This window comes from Gottfriedia sp. S16(2024) (assembly GCF_050473765.1).
Classification (GTDB): Bacteria; Bacillota; Bacilli; order Bacillales; family Bacillaceae_G; genus Gottfriedia.
Genome location: NZ_JBFLUO010000001.1, coordinates 2460797 through 2483896 on the forward strand (window position 1 = coordinate 2460797; position 23100 = coordinate 2483896).

Below are 23100 nucleotides of genomic sequence, written 5' to 3' on the forward strand. Positions count from 1 at the left end.
CCCCTCTACTTTTGTAAAGTTAGAGGCTTTTTTTTGCATAATTTTACCTTTATTGAATACATATAAATTAAATATTTGTAAAGGATTGTCGATAGTTAATAATTTAAAAATTTGTTATAGGGATGTGAAGTGCTTGTCAGATGCTCCCTCGGGTAATGGTATAAAAAATTTTTTAACCTTTATTAATCGACTTTTTTTTAGGAATTCAAAGGATCGAAAAAATGAAGAAACAATAGAAAAACATCTCTTAATTCATAATGAACTATTTGATGTTGTTGATGAAGACCAATTTAAAATGTACGAAGATGAATTATTTTTGAGAACAATCACTTTTAAAGAAAAAAAAGTAAATGACATTTTGACACCCCGAACAAATGTTGTAGCGATCGATATTAATGAATCTGTGGACTTTATATATAATTTATTTTTAGAAGAACGGTACTCTAGAATCCCAGTTTATGAACAGGATATAGATCATATAATCGGTGTGATTTCTGAAAGGGAATTTTTAACTCAACTAATACAAAAACAAACAGTTAATATTCATGATCTGATTAGAGAGCCGATTTTTGTTATAGAAACGATGAAAATTTCTACAGTGTTAAAAATTCTTCAGAAACAAAATGCACATCTTGCTATTGTTATGGATGAATTTGGAGGAACTTCCGGAATCGTTACGCTTGAAGACATAATAGAAGAACTCGTTGGCGAAATTAGGGATGAATTTGACGAGTTAGAGGATGATTTTTTCCAAATAAATGAGAATGAATACCAATTCCAAGCCTCAATTGACTTATCGAGTTTTTTTAATCGGTTTAACATAAAAAAGCCTGGTAGTAGATATTTAACATTAGGTGGATGGTTACTTGAAAGTTTTAAACATATACCCAAAAATGGGGAATTACTTCAATTTAAAAATTTAACCTTCATCATTAAAGAAGTTCAAAATAGAAGAATACAAAGTGTAATTGTAAAAATAAACCACCAAAATTTGCAAAGTAAACTCGGTTCTTAGGAGCCGAGTTTTTTTATGTGTTGAAATACCTAGTCATTATAATAAATAGAACAATAAATGAAATTTGATCAAGTTGTGAACATTCCTATGGGATATGAGGGAAGGTTAAGAACCCAAAGGCTCGCAGAGGAGGCTCAGGTCTCGCCCCATGATAAAGCGCGAGCATCCTGTAATAGAAACCAACCATATTTACTTTTTTGCAACGTAAATGATTAGTTTATTCCAACCTAAAACAAAGTAAAATACTCGGTTTTAAGAAAATGAGCTTTTCAATCATAAAAATTGAATTAAAAAGACAAAAAGAAAAATAATAAAAATATAAGATTTTTTTGTTGTAATTTTTTAATACATGCAATATATTTAAGACACACATTTAAAAACAAACAATTCCGATAAGGTTAAGGGAGATTAAAGAATGAATATTAAGAAAATTGGTTTAACAATAGGTTCGCTATTTTTAGCAGCAGGTGTTATGGCAGGCTGCAATACAAATAAAAAAGAAGAAACTGCAAAAGGAAAAGATTTATTAACTCAAGTGAAGGATAGCGGAGAGTTAAGAATTGGTACTGAAGGTACATATGCACCTTTCACGTTCCATGATAAATCTGGTAAATTAACAGGTTTTGATGTTGATTTATCAAATGAAGTTGCAAAACGTTTAGGAGTAAAACCAAAATATTTTGAAACTCAATGGGATGCAATGTTTGCAGGTTTAGATGCAAAGCGTTTTGATATCATTGCAAATGAAGTTGGTATTAGAGCAGATCGTGAGAAAAAATATTATTTCTCTGATCCATATATCACATCATCAGGTGCATTAGTTGTAAAATCAGATTCAAAAGTTAAATCATTTGATGATATTAAAGGTTTAAATGCTGCTCAATCTTTAACAAGTAATTATGGCGATTTAGCTAAAAAATATGGAGCTAAATTAGTTGGAGTAGAAGGATTTAGCCAAGCAATCCAATTAATTGAATCTGGCCGTGCTGATGCTACAATTAACGATAAATTATCAATTCAAAACTATTTAAAAGAAACTGGTGACAATAAAGTTAAAATTGCAGCTTTAGAAAATGATGCTTCTAACAGTGGATTTATGTTCCGTAAAGATGATGATTCATTAGTAAAAGCAGTGAACAAAGCACTTGCAGATATGAAAAAAGACGGAAAGTATGATGAAATAGTACAAAAATGGTTCGGTAAAGATGGACTTAAATAGTATATTCAGCCAAGAAAATTTAACCATTGCGAAGGATTCTTTCCTTCCAATGGTTAAAACTGCTTTAATCGGTACTATTCCATTAACAATTATTACTTTTATAGTTGGTATAGTTTTAGCATTTATTACCGCTCTTTTCCGTCTATCAGGTAATAAATTCTTAAATGGTGTAGCCAAATTTTATGTTTCAATTATTAGAGGAACACCTCTTTTAGTGCAATTATTTATTATTTTTTATGGATTACCTTCAATAAATGTAACAATATCACCTTATATTTCTGCTATTATTGGTTTTTCATTAAGTGTTGGTGCATATGCATCTGAGATTATTAGAGGATCAATCCAGTCGATTGATAAGGGGCAGTGGGAAGCTGCTTCATCAATAGGCATGACATATAATCAAACATTAAAACGAATTATTATTCCTCAAGCGGCGAGAGTTTCATTACCGCCATTATCAAATACCTTTATAAGTTTAGTAAAAGATACTTCTTTGGCATCCTTAATATTAGTAACTGAGATGTTTAGAACAGCTCAGGAAATAGCTGCAACTAACTATAAATTTTTAGTTGTTTATACAGAAGCTGGGGTCATTTATTGGATAATCTGCTTCTTCCTTTCAATCATTCAAGGTCGATTAGAAGCACGGGTTGCACGCTATGTTGCTAAGTAAGGGAGGAAGAACTTATGATAAAACTAGAAAACATTAAAAAAAGTTTTGGTGAATTAGAAGTATTAAAAGATGTAAGCTTAAATGTAGAAAAAGGTACTGTTACAGCTATTATTGGTCCTTCTGGTTCTGGGAAAACTACATTTTTAAGATGTATTAATATTTTAGAGCAACCTACAGATGGAAAAATAACAATTGATGAACAGACAATTGATTTTTCAAATAAGGTGTCAAAAAAAGAAATTATTTCATTAAGAAGTAAAACAGGTATGGTTTTTCAACAACATCATTTATTTCCTCACTTAACAGCGCTAGAAAATGTTATGGAAGGTTTAGTAACAGTACAAAAAGTAAAAAGAGATGTTGCAAAAAAGAAAGCAATTGACTTACTTACAAAAGTAGGATTAGAAGAGAAAATAAATTTATTGCCACATCAACTTTCAGGTGGTCAGCAACAGCGTGTAGGGATTGCTAGAGCGTTAGCATTAGAGCCAACAGTAATCTTATTTGATGAACCAACTTCAGCGTTAGATCCAGAGCTTGTACAAGAAGTTCTAAAGGTAATGAAAGAGTTAGCTGAAGAGGGGATGACAATGATTGTCGTTACACATGAAATGAAATTTGCTCGGGATGTAGCGGATGAAGTCATTTTTATGGACGGTGGTTATATTGTTGAACAAGGTCATCCTAAAGATGTTTTAGAGCATCCTAAACATGCAAGAACAAAACAATTTTTACAATTAATACAGTAATTTTAAGATGAAATATTTTACAATATAGTGTAGAAAACTAGTACTAGATGTTGATCTAGTGCTTTTTTTTATGTAAAAAATGCGGAAAAGCAAATTAAATTCTTATTTCCAAAATTTACATTTGCTAAACATACATATGTTAATCGATTAGAGTCATACTATCATTACACTACTTAAGGAGGTGAGACAACATGGCAAACAACAACAGCTTAGTAGTAAATGGTGCACAACAAGCATTAGATTCTATGAAGTATGAAATCGCTTCTGAGTTTGGAGTAACTTTAGGTCCTGATTCTACAGCTCGTGCTAACGGTTCTGTAGGTGGAGAAATCACTAAACGTTTAGTTCAAATGGCAGAACAAAGCTTAGGTGGTTATTCAAAATAATATCTATGGCTAATAAGGGATGGAGATTAATCTCCATCCTTTCTTAATGAAGTAAATGAAATTGGAGTGAGCTTTTTATGGATGGTATTTGTCCACTGTGCAATGGAATTGAGCATTATAAACTAAAATGTCCTATTTGTGAAAATCATTGTGAAGATAAAGGCAGAGCTGTTGATTATGAAGATAAATATAGTCCATATTTAGATTATGACATTTCAGCAAAAGCTGATGGATTAACCGAGCATAATTCAAATCAGTATTGTACTCATATGTTTAATTGTCCAGATTGTAATGAAGGTTTTCTTAAAATAATTGAAAAAATAAAATAACGCAGTACCAATTAAAATGGTACCGCGTTTATTTAATTAACGAATACGAGATTCAGTTTCTTTATCAAAGAAATGAACTTTGTTCATGTCTACTGCTAATTTAATGACTTGACCATGTGTAAACGTTGAACGTGCATCTAATCTTGCTACTAATGTATTTCCTTCAAAATTAGTGTATAGCATTGATTCCGCTCCTAAAAGTTCAGCTACCTCAATTTTTAAATCAAGAACTGTACCTTGAGATGCTTCGATAAATACTGGTTCGTCATGTAAATCTTCAGGACGTACACCTAAAATCACTTCTTTTCCAACATATCCATTATCGCGTAATGTTTTCATTTTTCCTTCAGGTATAGCAACTTTTTTGCTTCCAAAGTTAAAGTGACCATCTTCGACCTTACCTGAAACAAAGTTCATTGCAGGTGATCCAATAAATCCACCAACGAATACGTTTTCTGGGCGATCATAAACTTCCTTTGGTGTACCTACTTGTTGAATAATCCCATCTTTCATTACGACTAAACGTGTAGCCATTGTCATTGCTTCAGTTTGATCGTGTGTTACATAAATAGTTGTCGTTTGAAGACGTTGATGTAATTTTGAAATCTCAGAACGCATCGCAACACGTAATTTAGCATCTAAGTTTGATAATGGCTCATCCATTAAGAATACTTTTGCATCACGTACAATTGCACGACCAAGAGCTACACGTTGACGTTGTCCACCAGATAAAGCCTTTGGTTTACGATTTAAATATTCCTCAAGACCTAAAATACGAGCAGCATCTTTTACACGACGATCAATTTCTGCTTTGTCAAACTTACGTAATTTTAATCCGAAAGCCATGTTATCATATACAGTCATATGTGGGTAAAGAGCGTAGTTTTGGAATACCATTGCGATGTCACGATCTTTTGGTTGTACATCATTTACACGCTTGCCATCAATAAAGAAGTCACCTTTTGAAATGTCTTCCAAACCAGCAATCATACGAAGTGTTGTTGATTTACCGCATCCAGATGGACCAACGAATACGATAAATTCTTTGTCATCAATATGAAGATTAAAATCTTTTACAGCTGTTACGTTATTATCATAAATTTTATAAATGTGATCTAATTTTAATTCTGCCATTATTATTACCTCCAACTATTTGTAATCGGTTTCATTGATTAAATTGTAAGCATTTAAACGTTTATAAACAATGGCAAAGGTTCACAAAAAAAATAGCCTACTTTGTACAAGGTGCACAAAAAAGGCTTTTATACTATTCATTCACGATCTCAAGTAAATGAATTGCTAAAAATATAACGAGTCCATCCTCAAAATGTTTTAAATCTATACCAGTTTGTTCCGAAAATTTATCAAGACGATATTGAACAGTATTTCGATGTAAAAAAGCTTTTTTTGAAGTAGCAGTAACATTTAAATTTTGTTGAAGAAAGATTTTTACTGTTGAAAGAATTGGATCATCAATTTTCATATCATTCAAAAATAAATTAGGTAATTCCTTTTGTAAATCATCTGGTAAAAAGGAAAGGATGTAATAAAGCATTTCCTTTGAAAACCAAAGAATATTTTTTTGCTTTTTTACGGATAATGCTTTTTTAAAACATTGATGTTCAATATCAAAATAAAGGCTTAGATTTGCTAATGGTGAATAACGTTTTCCTACAAAAAAGGTAACATCATGGTACAAGTCAGCAGCAATGATTTCTTGCATATGCTCTAAAAACTCTTTGTTAAATGGTTGATCGATTATTTTTTCAATAATGACGCCTTCCCTAGCAGAATTCCAAACCACTATTACTTCTTTATGAAAGAATGCATTGATTGCTTCTTCAAACTCATTTTTACTCGAGAATAACTGATTGCTATAAAAATGAATAAAACGAATTGAAGTAGGGAGAGAAACTTCGCTTTCGAAAGTGAAGGGATTATGTCCTTTACTGTGAAATAAATAGTGAAACCATTCGCTTTGTGCAGATGGCATCAAAATCGCCTCTGATTCTAATTTTGTAAAAAGACATTCCAGTAGGTTATTTTGTTCCTCTGATATTGAAACTTTTTTAATCCCAAAGATTTCTTGATTCTCAGTAGAAAACCAAGAATAATCCATATATGTACTCTGATCAGGTGTGACTGAAACAGACTCACTCCCAAATAATGTCTTAATTTTATCAATCATAATTATTATTACCTTCCGAAGCATTATTTCATTTTAGTTTATCATTGTTGGAAAAAATAAAAAAGCTCAGACTGTTGACAAACGTTCGCTTTCTTCGTTGCTTCGCCTGTTGAGCGGTGCTCATTACCGTTTAGGGTAACTCCGCTCCTCACCAGCCTTCGCGCCTCGAAAGACAAACGCTTGCAATCAGTCTGAGACTTAAGTTTTTGAATACTGTTAAAGTACATTATAAACTACTGTTTAAAATTTGAAAGTTCATAAAATAGTCGTATTAAGTTTTCAAGTCCTTGTTCTTTGATCGCAATCTCGTCAAAGACCATTGGTTTAGAGTTAATTTCAAAAATATAGTAACGATTGTTTTGAATTCCGATATCCATTGAGAATTCAAAAAAATGTGCATCGTCCATATTTAAGGCATTTCCTGTTTGTCTGACTAATTCTTGTAATAAAGAATAATTTAAATCAATCGGTAGTTCTTCAATAGCAATAATGCTACCACCTCTAGGTACATGAGTTGTAATTCCATTAAATGTACCTACTCTTACACCAACACCGGAAAGAATATAATTATCTTCATTTTTATGTGCAAGAATTCGTAGATCAAACTTTCTTCCATCGGGTAATTCGCTGACTATACCTTGTTGACAAATAAATTCCTCGCTTAATGAACTAAGGAATTTCCAACAATCACTAATTGATTTCACCAATTCTACATGAAAAGCATTACGGATTATGACTTCTTTGTCACTTTTCAAGGAGAGCTTAAACACGCCAAATCCCCTTGAAGAATTATGCTTCTTTATATATAGAAATTTCCATTTGTTTAAATAGAAATATAAATCTTTTTCACTAGTTAATTCGATTGTCTTTGGAATATAACTTTTTAAAAAGTCGTTTGAAGATAATATTGACGTTGTTTGTATTTTTGAGAGATATGATTCGTTAAAAAAAGGAATAGTTAGTTCCGAGATTTTTTCTCGAAAATTTTTATAATCATCATTCGATTCGTATTGTACAGATGGGATGCGATTATAAATTACGTCTGGTAAAGGGGAAAATAGTTTAAGCCATTTTTTTGTTTTAAAACAAAACGTATAACATTTAACCGAATTACCTGAGAGGGCGGTGGGGGTTAATATGATAGGTATACCGCCATCAGCTAATATTTTCTTACAAATTCTTTTAAAGGTCTTAATATTCCCACTAAAAGGTAGCCGATCTTCGTTTGTTAATATACCGATAATAGGGCCTAAATGTGTTCCAATTTTTTTTACCTGAAATTGAATGGAATTTGAACGATCGTCATGAAATGGTAATATAGGTAGCCGATTATGACCTATGGAATATCTTGATTCACTATGGTCATGTGACCAAGTATTTTGATCAAGATGATAGAAAACAGAGATCATTTCATTGAAACCTCGAGTTCATTACCCTTTCTGGAAAGATGAGTAGCATATTCCAAAAAAAGTTTTTTGATCTGTTTGTCATTTTCTTGGAAACTAGGATTTGAAAAGATTGATCTTCCAGGTTTAGAATTCGCTTCGAAAAGCCAAATTTTTTCATCTTTATCAACACCTATATCAAATCCAATTTCTCCGATATGACCATCTACTTGACGATCTAAAGATTCACTAATTTTTAATGCTGCTGTAGATAATTTATCATGTATTCTTTTCGCTTTTTCCTGATCAAATAATTCTTCAAGAGTTTTCACTCGACCACCGTTATTTAAGTGAGTAGTTGTGCTACCTTTTCCTGCTACTTTTGCGGCAATAACCGTTACATGCCACTTTCCTAAAGCATCCTTGTTTGTATGAACTCGAAAATCAACAGGCTGATGCTCGTAACGAATTAGTGAAATACCTTGTTGTACAATGAAGTCGTGTAACTTCGTGCTACGAAAAACATGATTAATTAAAGATTGGAGTGTTGAGAATTTTTGAAGTTTATTTGTTTCGAAATCACGATATCTACAATAATAAATTCCTTCTTCTCGATTGTAACGGATTAAAATGACTTTTGAACCGAGGCTTCCATTTTCAGGTTTAACATATACAAATTGGTATTGCGATAATAATTCTTCAATCGTATCAAAATTATTGAACTTTACTGTTTTCGGGAGATAATGAGCAACTGATTCCTCATTTTTTAATTTTAAATATAAATCCCATTTATTGAAAAATCCAGGATTAAACCAAGGGATTTTGTATTCTTTTTCTAGTTTTTGACGTACGCGTTTAATTGATTTATGAACCTCAACTTTTCGATTTGGTAACCTATTATAAATAACCGTTGGAAAAGGGACGACCTCTTTGGTCCATCTTTTATTTGTAAAGAAATACCCTTGAATTGTTTCAGATTCCCAATCGATTCCATGAGCACCAAATACAAATATAAAGCTATTCTTTTGATTATTTTCAGCTATTAAGTTTGCAAACATAAAGCTACGATCCCCGATTGGGCGAAGTAGTGACTCAGTAAAGCCGGCGGTGAAAATTCCGACCAATGGTCCAAGCTGTAAAGTATTTCCGATAATAATGGGCTCAATAGAACCCTCAAAAGGTATACAGAGCATTTCGACTAAATGCTCTGATATCGAAATAATATTGTGAAGTGTATTCATCGTAACTAGTTGACATGGGTATTTTTTTTGACCAAAAGCAATATATTCAATATTTCTAGAAGTAGTAAGCTCTTCAGGTATACATACAAGGTTCTTACTCTGTCGATGAGTAACGATTTTATAAACTTCATTCATTATTTAATTTCACTTCTTTCACTTTTAGATTTCGATTGTAGATGTAAACAATACTGGATTGGTGCTGAGTAAAGCTTTTGTTGGATAGAAGGGTCGGTTTGAAGAAGAACTTTTCTACCAGGCTTTGAATTAACATCTAAAATCCAGATGGCTTGATTTGAATCGATACCTAAATCTAAACCAATTTCAAATAAAGGAAGAAAATTCTTTTCAAGGGTAATTGGTAATTGTTTACAAATTGTCTCAATATCTTGCTGCAATATTAAAGCAGTTCTTTGATTGAATTGAGTAATCCATTCTTCAAATGGAACTGCATTACTTCCTGCACTTAAATTTGCAACAATTGAATTAGGCTGGCCAATTCGAACACCTTTTCCAACTGCTTGCCACTCACCTTTTTCATTTTTTTGTAAAAGGATCCTTAAATCAAATGCTTCACGTGATTTTGTTTGGAGGTCTAAATAATTTTGGTAAACATATCCTTTTGATTCAACAATCGGTTGTAGCCACTCAAAAAATTCATCTCTTGTTTCGTAAACAGTTTCAATTACTTCCTTTTGTTTTTGTGTTGAAACACTAATTGAATATGCACTTAACGTAACAAAATAAATATTGATTCCTCTTGAACCATGGATGGGTTTAATGACGAGCTTGCGCGTTTTTCTAAGTTCTTCAAAAAATACAGCTAGGTGTAATAGTTTCTTTGTTTTAGGGATATATGGATTCAAACTTTCATCAGTTGAAAGAGCCTGATAAGTTTCCCATTTTCCTGGCAGTCCATATCCTAAAAAAGTGATGTCTTTACGTTTTTTTAGCCAGTCAACAATAGGCTTTGCCTGCTTACTTTTAATGCTTGGGGAATAGAAGCATCGATCATAAATATAATTCGGGATTTCAAATGTTGTTTTCTCCCATTGCTCTGTTTCCGCTATATACTTCCAGCCCATAATTTCTTCAGAAGCTGGTTGAATATTAAAAGGGGTAAATTGAACGAATTCGTAACCAAGTTTACTTGCTTCTTTCGCCATATGTTGAACGTATTCACCTTCTTGTCTTTCTTTAAGAGATAAATAACCTATTCTCATTCTTTTCACTCCTTGTACTTATAAATATGATTGAACAAGAGAAAAAATAGCTTTTGTTGAAGGTCTAATTTTTTGAATTGGATCTGAAACTTGTAAATCCTTAGATGGTTTTGAATTTATTTCGATAACCCAAGGGTTAAATTGATTGTCTATAGCGAGATCTACACCAAATTCAGCGAATAATCCATCAAAGGAGGAGTCTATACATATACAGCATTCGATGGCTAACTCGATTAATAACTTTTTAAAGTGAATTCGCTCTTTCTTTGGTAAATATTGACCTAAAAATTCATCAATTTTTTGAAGGTCTCCCCCGCGAGCCAAATTGCTAACAAACTGTGTGGGATGACCAATCCTAGCTACAGTTGAAGTTACTTCCCATTTATTAAATTTATTTTTATGACATAAAAATCTAAAATCAACAAGTCGATCATCCTTACTGATTAAAGGTAAGCCTTCTTGGATAATAAAAGTCCGTTTATTTAATTGCTGTTTAATTGGATGAAATAGTTGAGAAATTGATTTATATTCAACTTCTACTTCAGAATTTTGGCTGTTTTTTAAACGATACAAATCTTTAGCTTTTGTAACTTTAAAAATGTTTCTTCCTTGACTACCGTGAATTGGTTTAATAAAAACCGTTTCATATTTTTGGATAAAATTATCTAATTGTTCGACTGAGAAGCATTCCTCAGTGTGTGGAACGTATGGCTTTATATAGGCTGAATCAATTAGAGCTTTAAAAACTTCAAGCTTATTTAAGAAGCGAGCATTAAAAAAAGGTATTTGTTGACTTGTTAGCGAAGAATTAAGTAATTTAAACTCTTTCGTTCGTTCAAGTCTTCTCGAATGAATTCGATTATGGATGATTGAAGGGGCAGATACATTCATTAAAGTCCAGCCATTTTCTGAACGCTTATATCCTTTTAATTCATTCGTTAGTAGTTTTTTAAATGTAGTTACATAGAAATCAATTTCAGAGTCTTCGCATAACTCTGATAGTTCCTCACAAAGTGTCGATATTGAACCGAGTGGATTTAATGACTCCTCATTGATTGAATCAGTTACTACAACAAAAGATTGGGGTTCTTGATTTTTAGGAAAAGATTGCAATGATTCTCCTCCTTTCCAAAATAATTGTCGTTGTATACTATGTGATATTCGCCTAGTTGGTGAATGTCTTTTAGGAAATTTTTAGGGGAAAAAGTTTGATTTGTTTTAGAAAAACTGACATATAATAGAATGTTTGCTATAGTGGAGATACAAAAGTTTATAGGAGGTAGTAACATGTCAGTAAATATTTATGATATTGCATACTCACTACAAAATGCTTTTAAGGAGCAACCAGAATTTAAAAACTTACAATCACTATACTCACAAGTATTAGCTGATCCAAATGCGAAACCATTATTTATGGAATTCCAAAATTTCCAAAAAGCGATGCAACAAAAAATGTATCAAGGTGAAGCAGTTACACCTGAAGAAAATGCAAAAGGGCAAGAAATTGTTGCAAGAGTGTCTCAAAATCCTTTAATTGCAAACTTAATGCAAGTGGAACAAAGACTAAATTTAGTTATTCAAGATGTAAATAAAATTGTCATGAGTCCATTAGAAGAATTTTATAAATCTTTACTTGAACTTTAATAGTTAAAAGGCAGGATAAGAAGAGGAGCTTTTAATTCTTTTTCTTTTTCCTGCTTTACTTAAAATCCTTGTTATACATAAGAGAGTCTTCAATGATTTGGAGTATAAATAAAATATAAAAAATTTATATTCAGACTGATTGCAAGCGCTTGCCTTTCGAGGCGCGAAGTCTGATGAGGAGCGGAGTTACCTTAGACGGTAATGAGCACCGCAGGCAGACGAAGCAACGAAGAAAGCGAGCGTTTGTCAACAGTCTGAGACTTCATTGAATTGGAGTCTTTTTTAGTATACGAATGGATATAATAAGAAACCAAGAAACCTACATTGTTCTAATTAAATGAAGCATGTCATATATTCTAGTAAGGTATTTCTTCGCGAAATGGGGGAGATTAAGTGATTTATAAGTTACTTGCAATTAATATAGATGGTACTTTATTGCAATCCAATGGAAAACTCTCAAAAGAATCGAAAGAAGCTGTTGAATATGTTCAAGACAAAGGGATTTATGTAACCTTATTTACAAGTAGAAATTTCCAAGCTACAAAAAAAATCGCAAAAGCTCTTAAGGTTAATAACCTTTTGGTCTCTCACTCAGGTGCCTTTATCTCTTCAAAGCTTGATGAACCATTATTTGAAAAGAGAATTGAAGAGGAAGAAGCTTATGACATTGTTAAAAAACTAGAAAAATATGATTGTAATATTCGTTTGTCACATGAACATTTTTCAATTGGAAATCGAAAAAAATTACAATCTAACTTAGTGGCAAAAGCAGTTTTATCAAATGCTGATCCTGTCTTTTATCCAATCCAATTTGTTGAATCACTTTCAGATAGTATTCTGGAAAATTCAATATCTCCGTTAAAAATCGAATGTTATTTCTCCGATGAAGTAGAGAAAAATAATGTGAAAAAAGAATTGAATGCAAAGTATCCGCATCTTGATTACTTATGTGATGAAGATCGCAAAATTGAAATCGTCCGAAAAGGAATTTCAAAATATTCAGGCTTAAAACGATTAGGTGAACATCTCGGAATTTCTTATCACGAGATGGTTGTAATTGGAGATAATTATAGTGATTTACCATTAATCGAGCATGCAGGTTTAGGAGTTGCTATGTCAAACGCTCCTGTAGAAATTAAAAAAGTCGCAGACTGGATTACAAGATCAAATGACCAAAATGGTGTCCCATATATGATCAAGGAGCATTTCAGGAAACAATTCCCACTGCCATTCTTAAAAACACATTTAAAAATCGAAAAATAAATAAAAGCCTGGCTTTCAAGAGAATCCTCTTCGAAAACCAGGCTTTTTTACCTTATTTTAAATAATTGACCTAGTTACTCTTTAATTTTATACTTAAGTGATAACTTAAAAAGGTGATAAAAAATGAAAATATATATTAATGGCTTAGAGGATATTCGTTTTCAAAGACCGTTAGAGCTTTTAGCTCAACTGTTTTTTGAAGACTGTGATGTATCGTTAGAAAAAATAGATGCAGATATAGAAGTAAGTTTTGAGTTAGATGAAATAAATAAACAAGTATCTGGTAAATTAGGTACGCAATTCCAAGCAAATACAAGCTATGTAGATGGTAAAGATGCTAGAGAATCATTTAAATTTAAAAAGAAAGCAGTTAACTTTGTCTTTTTATCATTACTACAAGAGCATACTGGAATTCAGCAAAAGTGGGGAATCTTAACTGGTATTCGACCAACGAAGCTTCTTCATTCAAAACTTAAAGCTGGTGTATCAAAGGAAATGGCGCATGAAGAGCTAAGAAATGACTATTTAATCCATGACGAAAAAATTGAATTAATGCAATCAATCGTTGATCGTCAATTAAAAGTAATTCCAGATTTATATAACTTGCAGAATGAAGTTAGTCTTTATATAGGCATCCCTTATTGCCCTACTAAGTGTGCTTATTGCACATTCCCAGCTTATGCTATTCAAGGGAAACAGGGTGCAGTCGATTCATTCTTATATGGATTACATTATGAAATGGAAAAAGTCGGCGAATTTCTAAAGGAACGTGGAATTAACATTACTACGATTTATTATGGCGGAGGGACACCGACTAGTATTACAGCAGAAGAAATGGACTTACTGTATGCTAAGATGTACGAATCATTTCCAAATATGAAGCAGGTTCGTGAAATTACGGTGGAGGCCGGTAGACCCGATACAATTACACCCGAAAAATTAGATGTTTTAAATAAATGGAATATTGATCGAATAAGTATCAATCCACAGTCCTATATTCAAGAAACTTTAAAAGCGATTGGAAGACATCATACTGTAGATGAAACAATAACTAAGTACCATTTAGCCCGTGCCATGGGGATGAATAATATAAATATGGATTTGATTATTGGTTTACCTGGAGAAGGTTTAAAAGAATTCCAATATACATTAGATGAAACTGAAAAGTTAATGCCTGAATCATTGACTGTTCACACACTTTCATTTAAAAGAGCTTCAGAAATGACGCAAAACAAACAAAAATATAAAGTTGCAGATCGAGATGAAGTGCAGCAAATGATGAATGAAGCAACAGTTTGGACAAAAAATCATAACTATCATCCATACTATTTATATCGTCAAAAAAATATATTAGGTAATCTTGAGAACATAGGATACTCTATTGATGGCCAAGAAAGCTTGTATAATATATTAATTATGGAAGAAGAACAAACGATTATTGGTTTAGGCTGTGGTGCATCTAGTAAATTTGTAAATCCAGAAACTCGTCAAATTACACGATTTGCTAATGCGAAAGATCCTAAATCATATAATGAGGGTTATGAGCATTATACAAATGCAAAAATCAAGATTTTAGATGAGTTATTTTCGAAAAGTAATCAATCAAATTAATGAAAAATAAAGGAATATCCCCTTGTGATGTTTAATGTTTAAATTAACCATGAAATTAAGGGGGATTTTTTTATGTCAATTTCGAACACGGCAGAACATGTTTTATTAAGAAAAGAGGGACGAGTTGCAACTGTTGTATTTAATCGTCCTGAAGTATTGAATGCAATGAATGAAGATACATTCAGACAATTTCGAGATGTACTGGATGAAATCGCAAGCTCAGACGTTGATGTAGTCGTTCTATGTGGAAATGGCAAAGGTTTCTCTTCAGGTGGGGATTTAAAATCGATGCTAAGTAATACAGATGAGTCTGCTTTTGGTCCAGTAATGGATTTAATTACAGATGTAGTAGTTAAATTATATACTTTACCTAAAATCGTTATTAGTGCGATTCATGGACCAGCTGCTGGTATAGGACTAAGTTTTGCTCTTGCTAGTGACTTTGTTCTTGCTCACGAATCAGGTGTATTAGCAATGAACTTTATCGGAATTGGCTTAATACCAGATGGTGGTGCACACTACTTCTTAGAAAAGAGATTAGGTGAAACAAGAGCTAAACAACTGATCTGGGAAGGTAAAAAACTAAATGCAACTCAAGCGCTAGAAATCGGTTTAATTGATGAAGTAATTAGTGGGGATTTTGAACAAAAAATTAATGAACGAGTGAAGTCTATACTTCAAAAACCAGTAAGTGCGATGATTCAAACAAAACAAATTTATTGTAACGGTAACTTAGAGTCTTTAAAAAATGTCCTTTTATTTGAAAAAGAAGGACAAAGTGCAATGAGAAGAACAACAGATCATCAAGAAGGTGTTCAGGCATTTTTACAAAAGAGACTGCCGGTTTTTACTGGTAAATAAGGATAATGAAATCGACTGGATTCGGTCGATTTTTTTGGTGAAGAAGGAAAGAAAAGATGTACAAATAAAATGAACAAAAGTACAATTAAATAACTTAAAATAGTAATTAACAATAAATTTGATATAATGACTATTTACTATTACACTACTATTTTCTTTCTGTAATTCTATGTTTTTAATATAAATAAGATTAAATCATTAAAAATTAGATTGTCTATTTTCTATTATGCACTAGTCTTTGTTAGTTAAATTGTGTCTAAAAATGAATAATAAACTTAACAGTTGTTTTACGAAATGGTTAATTTTAAAATACAAGACTACAAGTTTTTCTTCACTCATGGTAGAATGTTGACATTCTCAGTTTTGGGAGAGTGGTTAGATTGAAAAAGATTCAAAGTAATTCACGTTCAACGTCAAGAGCGAAAAGAAAAAAAACTAAACTCATTTTATTTGGATCAATTGGAATCGTACTGATCCTAATAGCATTTATTTCGTATTCCATTTTTTCGCCGAATGATAATAAGGCAGGATCTAAAAATAGTGCTTATGCATCGGCCAAAAACAGCGAAAAGAATGATGATAATGGTGTAAAAGAGACATCAACAACAGTTCAAACTGTTGATGATGACGATTCAGATGGCACGGCACCTGAAACACCGGAACAAACGGGTGCACAAAATGGTGCGAAGCATGTTACAAGCTATGATCGAAATTCCCAAGACTGGCAGGCGATGCTGCAGACAATCTCTTCTGCTGCTGGAATAGATTCAAGCAATATGACTGTATGGTTTTTAGGAAGTGACAAAAGTAATCCAGGCGGCTCAGTCGGGACTGTATCAGCAAAGACAAGAGGCTCGCAAAAATATCGAGTACATCTCATATGGGATGGCTCCGGCTATAAAGCTACAAAAGTTGAACCTGCTTCATAAAATGTAAATAGGATGCACGTAGGTAATCCTAAGGCTGTCGAGAATTTCTCGACAGCCTATTTTAAATCAATTATTTATTGTCTTTTAGTTTTATGTAAATCGAAAGGAGAAACAACAAGGTATGAAAAATCAAAAAACAGCATTATTAGTAATGGATTTACAAAATGGTATTGTATCCCGTTTTGGTGAAAATCAAGATATCCTGAAACCATTTCAAAAAGCTGTTGAAGCGGCTCGTCAAAATCATATTCCAGTTGTTTTCGTTCGAGTAGGTTTTAGTGAAGGCTATCCGGAGGTCAGTCCACAAAATAAGATTTTCTCAGCAATGACTAAAACAGGTGGCATGACTTTCGCTGATTCAGCAACACGTATTCACGATTCAGTTGAGCCAAAACCAAACGAACCAGTAATTACGAAGTATCGTGTTAGTGCGTTTGCAGGTAGTAATCTTGAAATTATTCTTCGTTCACAAAAAATTGATTCACTTGTACTTTGCGGTATTTCAACAAGCGGAGTCGTTTTATCGACTTTAAGAGAAGCTGCAGATAAAGACTTTTCTCTTACTGTACTTTCGGATGCATGTCTCGATATTGATCCTGAAGTTCAGCGTATTCTCATTGAAAAAATATTTCCACGCCAAGCAGAAGTTCAAAGCGTCAACACATGGATAGGTACTTTAAACTAATTTAGATAAAAAACAAAAAAGCTGCGATAAATTTTCGCAGCTTCTTTTTTATTATGGATGAAATAAAAGAAGTTTACCAGTTTGACTAATGCAACGGTGGGTTTTATCAAGTGCACCGATTGTAGTAAGTTTTTCTGTACCAATATTTTTTGCTTCTAAGTCAGAATTAGCTTCAAATTGTTCATCGACAATTGATTCTCCACTTTTTTCAAAAGCAGTAATTCGATAAGTTGCCATGTTCTAGACCTCCCTAAAGTAGTTACGATATTACTATTTTGGCATAAATTGAAAAGCTGTGTAAAGTAATAAATTGAATTATAAAAAAATTCAGTGCAGATTTAAAATTTTGACGTTTGGAGGCTTTAACAGATTTTAAGAATTGTTAGATTATGTCTTAATTTTTTGTATGAACATTGTTGGGCTAAGTATCTATTTTAACGTATAATAGGATAAGTAAAACGACTAATACATAATTTGATTTTCCTTTTTTTATTTTGTGAAATTGATTTTCCAAAATATTTTAAGCTAATTACTTAAGTAGAGCTTAAGGAAGCATATACAAAATGGAGGTACTTATGGATAAAAAAGTATATGATCATGAAGTTGGCGAACGTTTTGTAACATTTTTATTTGTCAAAGCTGTTACGAAAGGTGTAGCAAGTAATCAAAAAACATTCTTATCTTTAACTTTACAAGATCAAAGTGGAGATATTGAGGCGAAGCTTTGGGATATTTCTTCAGAGCAAGAAGAAGCGTATGTAGAAGGAACTGTTGTAAAAGTTGAAGGGGAGCTACACGATTATAGAGGAAAACTTCAACTTAAGCTACGCCAAATTCGTCCAACTAAAGATACAGACGAAGTTAATCCAGAAGATTTTTTCGCAAGAGCACCAGTTTCTAAAGAAGAATTATATGAGAAAATTACTTCATACATTAATAATATGACCAATGAAAAACTTAAAAAGCTTACCGAGTATCTAGTATTAAAAAATCAGGAGGATTTTCTTGATTTTCCAGCGGCAACTAAGAACCACCATGAATTTGTTTCTGGTTTAGCATACCATGTTTTTTGTATGTTGAAATTAGGTGAATCAATTGCAAATTTATATCCTTCGATCAATAAGGATTTACTATATGCTGGAATTATACTACATGATTTAGGAAAAGTAAGAGAATTATCTGGTCCAGTTTCAACAAAGTATACTGTCGAAGGTAATTTGTTAGGCCATATCTCACTTATGGCAATTGAAATTGGAAATGTCTCAATCGAACTAGGTATTGAGGGAGAAGAGGTTACTGTTCTGCAGCATCTTATTTTAAGTCATCATGGTAAGTATGAGTACGGTAGTCCAAAACTACCTTTAATTAAAGAAGCGGAAATTTTACATTATATTGATAATATTGATGCAAAAATGAATATGTTAGACCGCGCACTTGAAAGAGTTGAACCAGGAGAATATACAGAGCGTATTTTCCCATTAGAAAATCGTAGTTTTTACAAACCAAAATTTTAAATTAATCATACTTCCTCCTTATTAGCCATATAATGAAGCAAATGCTTGTCTACTAAGGAGGAAAATCAATGCCAATATTACCATTTTGGATGTATATCGTGATCTTAGGAATTTTTGTAAGTGGATTTATGGTGCTTTACACTTCTAAACAAGAAAGAGATGCAGATGAAGCTTTCATTGAAAAAGAGGGAGAAATTTACTTACAAAGAATTAAAGAAGAAAGAGAACGAAGAGAGCAATTACTTATTAACTCTGAGATTTCATCCAATTAAATTAAAAAACCTGCCAATTAGGCAGGTTTTGTTTTTTATGATTTTTTCTCTTGGCTTTCTAAGTCTTTATCTTTTACTTTAAATTTAGCTTTTTTAAGAAGTTCATCAGAGAATGCTGAGAAGTTTTCTTGACTTAGCTTAGACTCAGCAATTTTTTTGCGAGCATCTTTTTCGTTAGCAGTCTTTTTACCAGTTAATTTAATAACATGGTATCCAAATTGTGATTTGACTGGTTGGCTAATTTCTCCAACTTTTAATTTATAAGCAGCTGCTTCGAATTCAGGTACCATAGCACCTTCTCCAAAATAGCCTAAATCTCCACCTTTATCTTTTGAACCAGTGTCAGTAGAATATTTTTTTGCTTCTGCAGCAAAGTCTGCGCCTTTAGCTAATTCTTCTTCGACTTTTTTAGCTGTAGCTTCATCTTTTACTAAAATATGGCTAGCTCTAATTTCTGGTTTATATTTTGCAAGTTCAGTTTTTGTTACTGAAGCTTCAGCAGCTTTTTCAGTTAATAAATCAACTTTAACACGATCTTTAAATGCTGCTTCATCTTTAAATCCATACTGAGCTAAGAAAGCTTTAAATTGGTCACCATTTTGTGTTTTATACTCATTGAACTTTGCATCAACATCTTTATCACTAACTTTGTAGTTTTTCTTTAAATAATCTTCAATAGCCATTTGCTTAAGCATAGCTAAGCCTGCTGTATCCTTCATCTTGTCATATAAATCTTTTGATGTGATATCTCCCGCACTAGATGTAGCAACTACATCGTTACTAACACCAGCAGTTCCACATGCTGCTAGTCCGAATACTGAGGTAGCTAAAACTGCAGATACGATTAACTTTTTCATTTAAACATCTCCTAAAAAAAAATTTTGCTTATTAAAGTATAGAGCGTAAACCTTAATTTTTCCTTTATTTAGACATACCTTTTACTGGAAATTACTTCACTTAATATAACATATTTTTCCTCAATGTGACAAAGTTTATCCAAAAAAAGAATAATTTGGTATACTTTTTAATTAAAAATTAGTCAATTTTAAGGAATCTTGAACTAGTTATTAAATGAAATATAGGCAATTATGAGAGTAATAAATGGAAGGATAAATTCTATTTTTTATAGCTCTAATTTTATACTTTATCCCCAGACCTCACCTAAAAAACTGGCTTATCCTACAAATAAAAAACTTGTCAATCGTGACATTCGCCCAATCAATTAAGACATTCGTCTATATATTATTAAGAATTACTTTTAGGAGGGTGGAAAAATGGAGGGGAAAGCATCGAATGAATTTGTATTAATCGTGATCCTATTTATTTTGTTAATCATTATCGGGTGTTCGTTTTTATAAGTAGTATGAATCTTCAAAAATGAAGGTTATTTATACATTTGCCCAGACCATTTTTTAATACACGCATAAGATAAGATATGTAGCAAAAGGAGGTGTGAATGATGGGCGTAGGATTCCATGGTGGAGGATTTGCGTTAATCGTTGTATTGTTCATCTTATTAATTATCGTAGGAGCAGCTTGCATCTAATTTGTAAATAAGACAATTATTCGACCGGAGGTATTGTACCTCCGGTTGAGTTTTTATTCCAGATTAAAATAAGTTAAAGATGTACATATTCTTTGATTAGTTAAATTTTGAACTTGAAATGAAAAGGAAATGAGCCTGAGGGTTTCAAAGAGGTATTTATGTGAAATTTTGAACAAAAGTGGCCGAAATAAAAAGCGGAAGGATTTAATTAATCTTGCCCCGCTTCTATTTGATTGTACAATTTCAAGGACAGATAAACTGAAATTGTAACTTTAAAGAAGATATTAAGGTTTCTTAATTAAACGGTTATCTTCTTCAATAAATTCTTTATCTATGTTACCTAACGTTGTTTCGAATATATCCATAAAATCTTTTCCATAAATATTACGTAAAATAGCCATTATTTCCATGTTTTCTGGGAATTTACCATAAAATTCTTTTAATGGTAAAGTACCTTGAAAAACTGAATTTGTCTCTGGATCAAATTCTCCTAGGATCTCTAGCAGCATATTTTTACCTTTTTCAGTTAATTCAATATACGTATTACGTTTATCTTCTACTTTCTTAGAAAACACTAATAAACCACGTTCTTCAAGCTTTTTAGAGAAGTTAAAAGCAGTCGATACGTGCATTACACCAAATTTAGCAATTTCAGAAATAGACGCACCCTTTAAGTGGAAGGCGATCATTAAAATATGATGTTCATTGATATTTAAATCATAGGGCTTGATCCATTGTTGCCAGTCCTTTTCAACTGACTTCCATAATGCTTTAGAAATTTGGGCAATTCTTTGACTAAAAATCAAAGCTTCTTTCATTGTGTATAATTTTTGTTCAGTTTTCATCAATTCACCTTCTTTTCTATTTAACTATCTATTTATTATTATGCCAATAATATGTGAAGAAATAAAGAACTTTTAGTTAGAATTTTTAAAAATTTTCACAAAGTAGTTGATAAAATTCTACATTTTTATATTATAATTGAGTGTTATAGGTTGTGAAAACTATGTTTATATAATATTTTTAGCGAAACTATAGAGTGATTGTCGATAAAACATTGTTGGTAATATAGTAAATATATAATATAAATCTTTAAAAATATAGTGTAAATTGCAGAATTTAGATGGAATTTAAATGAAAAAAACGAAAACAGGAGATATTCACTCTCCTGTTTTCGTATATAAATGGGACTATTTTATTATTTTTTAATAATGTTATTTTCGATAGATTTTGCAATCTCTTGAAGCGTTTCATTTGTGTATTGATTTTGATTTGAAAGCCATTTTACATCAAAACCATCATTATTTCCGTATCGTGGTAAAATATGCATATGATAATGAAATACAGTTTGACCTGAAACTTCTCCGCTATTATTTAAAATATTTACACCTTGAACATTAAAAGTTTCTTTCATTGCATTAGCAATGTGAGGTATTTTTCGGAAGTATGTACTAGCTGTCTCTTCACTCATTTCGAATATGTTTTCAACATGATCCTTTGGAATGACCAATGTGTGTCCTTTTGTAACTTGACTTAAATCTAAAAAAGCTAAAACATCATCATCCTCGTAAACTTTAGAAGCTGGAATGCTACCTGCAACAATTTTGCAGAAAATACAATTAGCGTCATGTGCCATTTTTTATACTTCCTTTCACTTTTTTCCTTATTTTAACATAGGCGTAGGATAAAGTGGAAATAGGGGTTAAGTAAAAATAAACAAGAAGCAACCTATGTTGCTTCTTGATGAAGGGGAAAGATTATTGGAGTAATTATAAATTGTCTTTAATAGACACCTCATTTGCTTAAATGTTCAATAAATTGGTACACCTTAAAATAAATTTATATGCTCTGGTCGAGACACCTCATTTACAAATTGGTATACTAAAACCTTTGTTTATAAGTGATAATGTTCAAGCTAACCATCTCCTTTGATGTTTTCACTGCTGTTTTGTACAACGATGTTTTATCTTTGGAGATATTTCACTTCAACGAACTACCCTTGCATAGGTTTGAACGCAAATTAAATTACCTTTAACACACACCTCATTTCAAATTTTGAACTGGAAAGTGTGTTGCTTTCCCTTCAAGAATTATGATGCCCTCTATTAAAGAAAGTATGCAAAACAATGAAAAACTTTTAATAACAGTAAAAGCAGGAAAAGGATATATAATATTAAAAAAGGGCTTAGTAATGAGATTTGAGTGGAAGTTACAACTAAATTAATAATAGGAAATTAGATCAATTTTGAGTATTACGTGGAGCGTGAATGCTGAACCCTCGTAGGAACGAACCTAGGAGGAAATGGAGCACCCCGGAGTGGAATCAACATAAAAAAAAGAAGCAACCTAAGTTGCTTCTTGATGAAGGTG

26 protein-coding genes are annotated in these 23100 nt (G+C 32.0%); 16 read left to right on the forward strand and 10 right to left on the reverse strand.

All coding sequences use genetic code 11. From position 1 onward, the window contains the following. Positions 1 to 133 precede the first annotated feature (133 nt). The 6 genes from AB1282_RS11525 (at position 134) to AB1282_RS11550 (ending at position 4371) form a co-directional block, all read left to right on the forward strand. Positions 134 to 1015: a hemolysin family protein gene (locus AB1282_RS11525; RefSeq protein ID WP_429899136.1), complete on the forward strand. Its 882-nt coding sequence runs from the start codon at positions 134 to 136 to the stop codon at positions 1013 to 1015. Positions 1016 to 1436: 421 nt separating this feature from the next. Then, positions 1437 to 2234, forward strand: a complete 798-nt coding sequence (locus AB1282_RS11530; protein ID WP_056472108.1) for an amino acid ABC transporter substrate-binding protein — start codon at positions 1437 to 1439, stop codon at positions 2232 to 2234. After that, complete coding sequence (locus tag AB1282_RS11535; protein WP_056472038.1) at positions 2221 to 2907, forward strand: amino acid ABC transporter permease; 687 nt, start codon at positions 2221 to 2223, stop codon at positions 2905 to 2907. The genes AB1282_RS11530 and AB1282_RS11535 overlap by 14 nt, the downstream gene beginning before the upstream one ends. A gap of 14 nt (positions 2908 to 2921) precedes the next feature. Next, the gene (locus AB1282_RS11540) at positions 2922 to 3656 is read left to right on the forward strand and encodes an amino acid ABC transporter ATP-binding protein (RefSeq protein WP_056472041.1); all 735 of its coding nucleotides are present in this window, start codon (positions 2922 to 2924) and stop codon (positions 3654 to 3656) included. A 191-nt stretch (positions 3657 to 3847) separates the two neighbouring features. Then, a complete protein-coding gene (locus AB1282_RS11545; RefSeq protein WP_056472044.1) occupies positions 3848 to 4042 on the forward strand; it encodes an alpha/beta-type small acid-soluble spore protein in 195 nt (64 codons plus the stop codon). 77 nt (positions 4043 to 4119) lie between these two features. Beyond that, positions 4120 to 4371 (forward strand): hypothetical protein, encoded by a 252-nt coding sequence (locus tag AB1282_RS11550; RefSeq protein WP_056472046.1) that lies wholly within the window; start codon positions 4120 to 4122, stop codon positions 4369 to 4371. A 36-nt stretch (positions 4372 to 4407) separates the two neighbouring features. Here the strand turns inward: AB1282_RS11550 and AB1282_RS11555 are convergent, their stop codons facing one another. The 6 genes from AB1282_RS11555 to AB1282_RS11580 all read right to left on the reverse strand — a co-directional run bounded on the left by AB1282_RS11555 (position 4408) and on the right by AB1282_RS11580 (position 11518). Beyond that, a complete protein-coding gene (locus AB1282_RS11555) occupies positions 4408 to 5505 on the reverse strand; it encodes an ABC transporter ATP-binding protein (RefSeq protein ID WP_097973780.1) in 1098 nt (365 codons plus the stop codon). A 133-nt stretch (positions 5506 to 5638) separates the two neighbouring features. Beyond that, a complete protein-coding gene (locus AB1282_RS11560; protein ID WP_056472052.1) occupies positions 5639 to 6559 on the reverse strand; it encodes a PucR family transcriptional regulator in 921 nt (306 codons plus the stop codon). A 233-nt stretch (positions 6560 to 6792) separates the two neighbouring features. Next, positions 6793 to 7968 (reverse strand): YheC/YheD family protein, encoded by a 1176-nt coding sequence (locus AB1282_RS11565; RefSeq protein ID WP_429899137.1) that lies wholly within the window; start codon positions 7966 to 7968, stop codon positions 6793 to 6795. Next, entirely contained in the window at positions 7965 to 9320 is a 1356-nt protein-coding gene (locus tag AB1282_RS11570) for a YheC/YheD family protein (RefSeq protein WP_056472056.1), read from the reverse strand. The genes AB1282_RS11565 and AB1282_RS11570 overlap by 4 nt, the downstream gene beginning before the upstream one ends. Beyond that, positions 9320 to 10405: a YheC/YheD family protein gene (locus AB1282_RS11575; protein WP_429899138.1), complete on the reverse strand. Its 1086-nt coding sequence runs from the start codon at positions 10403 to 10405 to the stop codon at positions 9320 to 9322. The genes AB1282_RS11570 and AB1282_RS11575 overlap by 1 nt, the downstream gene beginning before the upstream one ends. 18 nt (positions 10406 to 10423) lie before the next feature. Continuing rightward, a complete protein-coding gene (locus AB1282_RS11580; protein ID WP_429899139.1) occupies positions 10424 to 11518 on the reverse strand; it encodes a YheC/YheD family protein in 1095 nt (364 codons plus the stop codon). A gap of 174 nt (positions 11519 to 11692) precedes the next feature. Between AB1282_RS11580 and AB1282_RS11585 the strand changes: the two genes are divergently transcribed. The 6 genes from AB1282_RS11585 (at position 11693) to AB1282_RS11610 (ending at position 17398) form a co-directional block, all read left to right on the forward strand. After that, positions 11693 to 12049, forward strand: a complete 357-nt coding sequence (locus AB1282_RS11585; RefSeq protein ID WP_056472063.1) for a YlbF family regulator — start codon at positions 11693 to 11695, stop codon at positions 12047 to 12049. Between the two features lie 393 nt (positions 12050 to 12442). Then, complete coding sequence (locus AB1282_RS11590; protein WP_056472064.1) at positions 12443 to 13312, forward strand: Cof-type HAD-IIB family hydrolase; 870 nt, start codon at positions 12443 to 12445, stop codon at positions 13310 to 13312. Positions 13313 to 13435: 123 nt separating this feature from the next. Further along, entirely contained in the window at positions 13436 to 14923 is a 1488-nt protein-coding gene (locus AB1282_RS11595; protein ID WP_056472066.1) for a coproporphyrinogen III oxidase, read from the forward strand. Between the two features lie 72 nt (positions 14924 to 14995). After that, the gene (locus tag AB1282_RS11600) at positions 14996 to 15784 is read left to right on the forward strand and encodes an enoyl-CoA hydratase (protein ID WP_056472068.1); all 789 of its coding nucleotides are present in this window, start codon (positions 14996 to 14998) and stop codon (positions 15782 to 15784) included. A gap of 380 nt (positions 15785 to 16164) precedes the next feature. Then, complete coding sequence (locus tag AB1282_RS11605; protein WP_056472069.1) at positions 16165 to 16713, forward strand: YrrS family protein; 549 nt, start codon at positions 16165 to 16167, stop codon at positions 16711 to 16713. 121 nt (positions 16714 to 16834) lie between these two features. Beyond that, the gene (locus AB1282_RS11610; RefSeq protein ID WP_429899140.1) at positions 16835 to 17398 is read left to right on the forward strand and encodes a cysteine hydrolase family protein; all 564 of its coding nucleotides are present in this window, start codon (positions 16835 to 16837) and stop codon (positions 17396 to 17398) included. 51 nt (positions 17399 to 17449) lie between these two features. Here AB1282_RS11610 and AB1282_RS11615 read toward each other — a convergent pair whose 3' ends face one another. Further along, positions 17450 to 17635: a YhzD family protein gene (locus AB1282_RS11615; protein ID WP_056472075.1), complete on the reverse strand. Its 186-nt coding sequence runs from the start codon at positions 17633 to 17635 to the stop codon at positions 17450 to 17452. Between the two features lie 338 nt (positions 17636 to 17973). Here AB1282_RS11615 and yhaM point away from each other — a divergent pair, with 338 nt between their 5' ends. Together yhaM and AB1282_RS11625 are read left to right on the forward strand one after the other, a co-directional pair. Next, the gene (yhaM, locus tag AB1282_RS11620) at positions 17974 to 18912 is read left to right on the forward strand and encodes a 3'-5' exoribonuclease YhaM (protein ID WP_429899141.1); all 939 of its coding nucleotides are present in this window, start codon (positions 17974 to 17976) and stop codon (positions 18910 to 18912) included. A gap of 68 nt (positions 18913 to 18980) precedes the next feature. Continuing rightward, a complete protein-coding gene (locus AB1282_RS11625) occupies positions 18981 to 19184 on the forward strand; it encodes a sporulation YhaL family protein (protein ID WP_056472082.1) in 204 nt (67 codons plus the stop codon). Between the two features lie 35 nt (positions 19185 to 19219). On the opposite strand, the gene AB1282_RS11630 is transcribed toward AB1282_RS11625, so the two are convergent. Then, positions 19220 to 20041, reverse strand: a complete 822-nt coding sequence (locus AB1282_RS11630; RefSeq protein WP_056472085.1) for a peptidylprolyl isomerase — start codon at positions 20039 to 20041, stop codon at positions 19220 to 19222. A gap of 417 nt (positions 20042 to 20458) precedes the next feature. Between AB1282_RS11630 and AB1282_RS11635 the strand changes: the two genes are divergently transcribed. Then, positions 20459 to 20542, forward strand: a complete 84-nt coding sequence (locus AB1282_RS11635; protein WP_082459494.1) for a YjcZ family sporulation protein — start codon at positions 20459 to 20461, stop codon at positions 20540 to 20542. Positions 20543 to 20640: 98 nt separating this feature from the next. Further along, on the forward strand, positions 20641 to 20730 hold the full coding sequence (locus AB1282_RS11640) for a YjcZ family sporulation protein (RefSeq protein WP_097973758.1): 90 nt from the start codon (positions 20641 to 20643) through the stop codon (positions 20728 to 20730). Positions 20731 to 21014: 284 nt separating this feature from the next. Here AB1282_RS11640 and AB1282_RS11645 read toward each other — a convergent pair whose 3' ends face one another. Then, the gene (locus AB1282_RS11645) at positions 21015 to 21575 is read right to left on the reverse strand and encodes an HTH-type transcriptional regulator Hpr (RefSeq protein ID WP_056472088.1); all 561 of its coding nucleotides are present in this window, start codon (positions 21573 to 21575) and stop codon (positions 21015 to 21017) included. 353 nt (positions 21576 to 21928) lie between these two features. After that, a complete protein-coding gene (locus tag AB1282_RS11650; protein ID WP_056472092.1) occupies positions 21929 to 22366 on the reverse strand; it encodes an HIT family protein in 438 nt (145 codons plus the stop codon). Between the last annotated feature and the right edge of the window lie 734 nt (positions 22367 to 23100).

Excerpts from the sequence above, each read along its gene's own strand:
- AB1282_RS11610 (WP_429899140.1), top strand. The coding sequence starts at position 16,835 with ATGAAAAATCAAAAAACAGCATTATTAGTAATGGATTTACAAAATGGT.
- AB1282_RS11630 (WP_056472085.1), bottom strand. The coding sequence starts at position 20,041 with ATGAAAAAGTTAATCGTATCTGCAGTTTTAGCTACCTCAGTATTCGGA.
- AB1282_RS11600 (WP_056472068.1), top strand. The coding sequence starts at position 14,996 with ATGTCAATTTCGAACACGGCAGAACATGTTTTATTAAGAAAAGAGGGA.
- yhaM (WP_429899141.1), top strand. The coding sequence starts at position 17,974 with ATGGATAAAAAAGTATATGATCATGAAGTTGGCGAACGTTTTGTAACA.
- AB1282_RS11650 (WP_056472092.1), bottom strand. The coding sequence starts at position 22,366 with ATGGCACATGACGCTAATTGTATTTTCTGCAAAATTGTTGCAGGTAGC.
- AB1282_RS11595 (WP_056472066.1), top strand. The coding sequence starts at position 13,436 with ATGAAAATATATATTAATGGCTTAGAGGATATTCGTTTTCAAAGACCG.
- AB1282_RS11545 (WP_056472044.1), top strand. The coding sequence starts at position 3,848 with ATGGCAAACAACAACAGCTTAGTAGTAAATGGTGCACAACAAGCATTA.
- AB1282_RS11540 (WP_056472041.1), top strand. The coding sequence starts at position 2,922 with ATGATAAAACTAGAAAACATTAAAAAAAGTTTTGGTGAATTAGAAGTA.
- AB1282_RS11570 (WP_056472056.1), bottom strand. The coding sequence starts at position 9,320 with ATGAATGAAGTTTATAAAATCGTTACTCATCGACAGAGTAAGAACCTT.
- AB1282_RS11565 (WP_429899137.1), bottom strand. The coding sequence starts at position 7,968 with ATGATCTCTGTTTTCTATCATCTTGATCAAAATACTTGGTCACATGAC.
- AB1282_RS11635 (WP_082459494.1), top strand. The coding sequence starts at position 20,459 with ATGGAGGGGAAAGCATCGAATGAATTTGTATTAATCGTGATCCTATTT.
- AB1282_RS11585 (WP_056472063.1), top strand. The coding sequence starts at position 11,693 with ATGTCAGTAAATATTTATGATATTGCATACTCACTACAAAATGCTTTT.
- AB1282_RS11575 (WP_429899138.1), bottom strand. The coding sequence starts at position 10,405 with ATGAGAATAGGTTATTTATCTCTTAAAGAAAGACAAGAAGGTGAATAC.
- AB1282_RS11645 (WP_056472088.1), bottom strand. The coding sequence starts at position 21,575 with ATGAAAACTGAACAAAAATTATACACAATGAAAGAAGCTTTGATTTTT.
- AB1282_RS11535 (WP_056472038.1), top strand. The coding sequence starts at position 2,221 with ATGGACTTAAATAGTATATTCAGCCAAGAAAATTTAACCATTGCGAAG.
- AB1282_RS11550 (WP_056472046.1), top strand. The coding sequence starts at position 4,120 with ATGGATGGTATTTGTCCACTGTGCAATGGAATTGAGCATTATAAACTA.
- AB1282_RS11625 (WP_056472082.1), top strand. The coding sequence starts at position 18,981 with ATGCCAATATTACCATTTTGGATGTATATCGTGATCTTAGGAATTTTT.
- AB1282_RS11555 (WP_097973780.1), bottom strand. The coding sequence starts at position 5,505 with ATGGCAGAATTAAAATTAGATCACATTTATAAAATTTATGATAATAAC.
- AB1282_RS11640 (WP_097973758.1), top strand. The coding sequence starts at position 20,641 with ATGATGGGCGTAGGATTCCATGGTGGAGGATTTGCGTTAATCGTTGTA.
- AB1282_RS11615 (WP_056472075.1), bottom strand. The coding sequence starts at position 17,635 with ATGGCAACTTATCGAATTACTGCTTTTGAAAAAAGTGGAGAATCAATT.
- AB1282_RS11560 (WP_056472052.1), bottom strand. The coding sequence starts at position 6,559 with ATGATTGATAAAATTAAGACATTATTTGGGAGTGAGTCTGTTTCAGTC.